The organism is Novosphingobium naphthalenivorans NBRC 102051, from assembly GCF_001590985.1.
GTDB lineage: Bacteria > Pseudomonadota > Alphaproteobacteria > Sphingomonadales > Sphingomonadaceae > Novosphingobium > Novosphingobium naphthalenivorans.
The window spans coordinates 1-3,302 of record NZ_BCTX01000166.1 but is presented as its reverse complement, the minus strand read 5'-3'; the positions used below and the strand labels follow the sequence as shown (position 1 = coordinate 3,302).

The following is a 3,302-nucleotide window of genomic DNA, read 5'->3' as shown; positions in this document are numbered from 1 at the left end:
TGTCGATCGCGCCGGAGGCGATGGCGGCGATCACGTCGGCGCCGGAATCGAACTTGCGCCAGTCGATGGTCGCGCCCAGCGCCTTTTCATAGTCGCCATTCGCCTGCGGAACCTTGGAGGGCTCCACCACGGTCTGGTAGCCGATGGTCAGCTTGAGGTCCTGCGCGACGGCCGGCCATGCCAGCGAAGCGGCAAGCAGGGCGGTCGAAGCCGCGATGACGGCGCGGCGGGTGATCGTTGGCCGGAAAATCCTGGACATGGGGCTCGTTCCCGTTCGTGTTGAACCTGAGTGCCCGTTTACGATGCAGAATCCCGCCTTTGCTGTAGAGCCAACCCATGCCAAGTTTTCCGGAGGCAGGGGAAATTTCATTTCATTCTCCGGTTGCCGCCGCCGTGCGCGTTCGGCCGGCGGCGGCAACCCGGCTGCGCGTCAGACAGCCGGTATAGTCAGGCAACCTGTGGGCAGACAGGCGATGATCAGGCAGCCGACGGATAGTCGATATAGCCTTTGGCCCCGCCGCCGTAGAAGGTCGCATTGTCGGGCGTCGCCAGCTCGGCGCCCTTCCTCAGCCTCTCGACCAGATCGGGGTTCGAGATGAACAGCCGTCCGAAGGCGACGAGGTCGGCGGTGCCGTCCGCCACCGCCTTTTCGGCCAGTTCCGCGTCATAGCCATTGTTGACCAGCCACGCGGCCCTGCCGCCGGCATCGCGATAAGCGGTCTTGAAGGCAGCGTAATCGAAGGGCTGGCCGCCCTGCCGGAAGTCCCGGTCGCCGCCGGTCGCGCCTTCGATCACATGCACATAGGCAAGGCCGTAGGGCGCCAGATGCGCGGCGACATGTTCGAACAGCGGCTGCGGATCGGGATCGGAGGCATCGTTGGCGGGGGTCACGGGCGAGAGCCGGATGCCGGTGCGCTCGCCGCCCACCGCAGCGGTGACGGCCTTCGTCACCTCGAACAGGAAGCGCGCCCGGTTCTCTATGGAGCCGCCATAGGCGTCGGTGCGATGGTTGGAGCCGGCACGCAGGAACTGGTCGATCAGATAGCCGTTGGCGGCGTGGATCTCGACGCCGTCGAACCCGGCTTCCTCGACCGCCGCCTTTGCGGCGCGGCGATAATCCTCCACGATGGCGGGGATCTCGTCGATGTCGAGCGCGCGCGGCTCAGACGTCTCGTCGAAGGCGCCGCTGCCGTCCTCGTTGACCAGATAGGTCTTGGCCGCCGCGCGGATGGCCGACGGCGCCACGGGCTTGCCGCCGCCCGGCTGGAGCCGCACATGCGAGATGCGCCCCACATGCCAAAGCTGCACCACGATGCGCCCGCCGGCGGCGTGAACGGCATCCGTCACCTTCTTCCAGCCGGCGAGCTGGTCGGGCGCGTAGAGGCCGGGCACATTGGCATAGCCCTGCCCCTGATGGCTGATCGCCGTGGCCTCGGTGATGAGCAGCCCGGCGCTGGCGCGCTGGCTGTAATAGGTCACTGCCAGCTCGCCGGGAACCGCACCCGGAGAGCGGTTGCGCGTCAGCGGGGCCATCACGATGCGGTTGGGAAGATCGAGGGCGCCGACCTTGATCGGGTCGAAGAGCGTCGTCATTGCGGAAGCCTTTCTCGAGTGTGGAACCGTGGTGACAGCATACATTCCCCAAGTGGCATGCCGTCTGACGTGAGTTTCGCCTGAATCCGACCGCAGGACAATCATTTTCCGTCCCGAGCGGCGTCGTCGGGCGCGCAAGGCGCTGAGACAGGGCAGATCGGCCCGCGAAGCCGCCGTGTTGTGCCCTGGTGGCGGTGTTTTTCAGCGCAGCGGACAGACCCATCCTGCCGTTTTCGTTCAGTTTGGGCGTGGATGGCGGTCATGCGCATAGCGGAGGCGCTCGCAATCGGCGGATGGCGGCGAGGATGGCGCGGACCATCGGACCGGTGACGGCCACCTCGGCCAGCTGGAAGGTGATGGCGCGGGCATGGCGGACGACACGTGCCCCGATCTTGATCAGCTTCAGTTGCAGGCTGGTCAACGACCAGTCGGCCATCGTCTCGGGCAACTCGATGCAGCGCAAGAAGATGGCCAGGTTGTAGGCCAGCGCATGCAGTTGCAGTCGCACCTCATTGTCGCGGAACTTCCGGCATGACAGCCGCGTCCAGTGGAAGGCATATTTACCTTCCTTGATGTGCTGCTCGGCGGTGCCGCGCTGGTTATAGAACCGCACCACCCAGTCGGGCTCCATCGGCAGGTTGGTGACGATGAAGCCGACACGCGGGAACAGTTCGCCCGGATGCCATTCGATCTTGGCGATCACCCGGCGTTCCTTGTCCCAGGATGCCGCCTGATACTCGAAGTCTTCGTAGAAGCGCTTGACCTTGGTCAGCGAAGGTCGCCCGACAGGGCGCGTCAGCCGATGCGCGATCTTCTCGCGCAGGACGTTGTTCGCAGGCAGCCGGATGGCGTAGAAGAATCGGGCTTCTTCCAGCCGCTCATAGATCGCGGGGATCGCGTAGGCGGCGTCAGCCCGGAAGAACCGGCCGCAAAGGTCGCGCTCCGCGTAGCGGGCGATGACGGGGTCGAGAACGTCCCGCCAGCCATCGGCGCTGTGGACGTTGCCATGGCGCAAGGCGCAGCGCTCCAGCATGCCGAACTGGTTGAACAAAAAGTTCGGGTGATAGCAGGTGCAGTCGAAATGCCCGTTCCAGGCCGCGCCCTCCTGATCGCCATGGGTGGGGCTGACCGAACTGTCCATGTCCAGAACGATGTACTTCAGCCCGTTACGGTCATGGAACCGGTCGATCCATTGGCCATTCAGGTCGGCCAGCGCGGCACGGTTCTCGGGCTGTGCCAGTGTCTCGGTCTCGAACCGTCCCATCTGCGAGGCCGAGGCCGCTTGCGCATCGACAGCCCTTCCACCCACGACCTGGCGCATCACCGGATCGAGGGCCAGGCGGTCGGCGTCGTTCACATCCTCGTATCCGGCCAGTCGCCCGAACACCGATTGCCGGAACAACCCGTCAAGCCGGTGGACCGTGTTCTTGCCGCGCCGGGTGTCGCGCAATGCTTTTGCCGCCAGATCGGACAGCCCGAGCGCGTCATCCAGCTCGCGCATCACCAGCAGGCCGCCGTCGGAACTGAGCTGCGCACCTCGGAACTCCACATGCACCCGGCGGTCGAACTCGACCCGATCTGCCCGCTTCGAACCCGCACCCTCTGGGTGATCCATCAAACGCGCCCCTCACGGCCATCAACACCATGATTTATATCGGAAATATTGAGATCCTGACAGCAAAATCAGCGATTTACTTGGGGAATGTGGG

The 3,302-nt window shown here is 65.0% G+C and carries 2 protein-coding genes and 1 pseudogene; all 3 read right to left on the bottom strand.

Going from position 1 to position 3,302, the window contains the following annotated elements:
* Positions 1–259: pseudogene (locus NN5_RS24350) on the bottom strand (hypothetical protein); the annotation flags it as partial.
* 218 nt (positions 260–477) lie between these two features.
* Positions 478–1,593 (bottom strand): alkene reductase, encoded by a 1,116-nt coding sequence (locus NN5_RS24345; RefSeq protein ID WP_037484319.1) that lies wholly within the window; start codon positions 1,591–1,593, stop codon positions 478–480.
* 259 nt (positions 1,594–1,852) lie between these two features.
* Positions 1,853–3,208, bottom strand: a complete 1,356-nt coding sequence (locus tag NN5_RS24340; protein WP_003168745.1) for an IS1380-like element ISKpn23 family transposase — start codon at positions 3,206–3,208, stop codon at positions 1,853–1,855.
* Positions 3,209–3,302: the final 94 nt, after the last annotated feature.

Coding starts and splice junctions, on each gene's coding strand:
- NN5_RS24345 (WP_037484319.1), bottom strand. CDS start 1,593: ATGACGACGCTCTTCGACCCGATCAAGGTCGGCGCCCTCGATCTTCCC.
- NN5_RS24340 (WP_003168745.1), bottom strand. CDS start 3,208: ATGGATCACCCAGAGGGTGCGGGTTCGAAGCGGGCAGATCGGGTCGAG.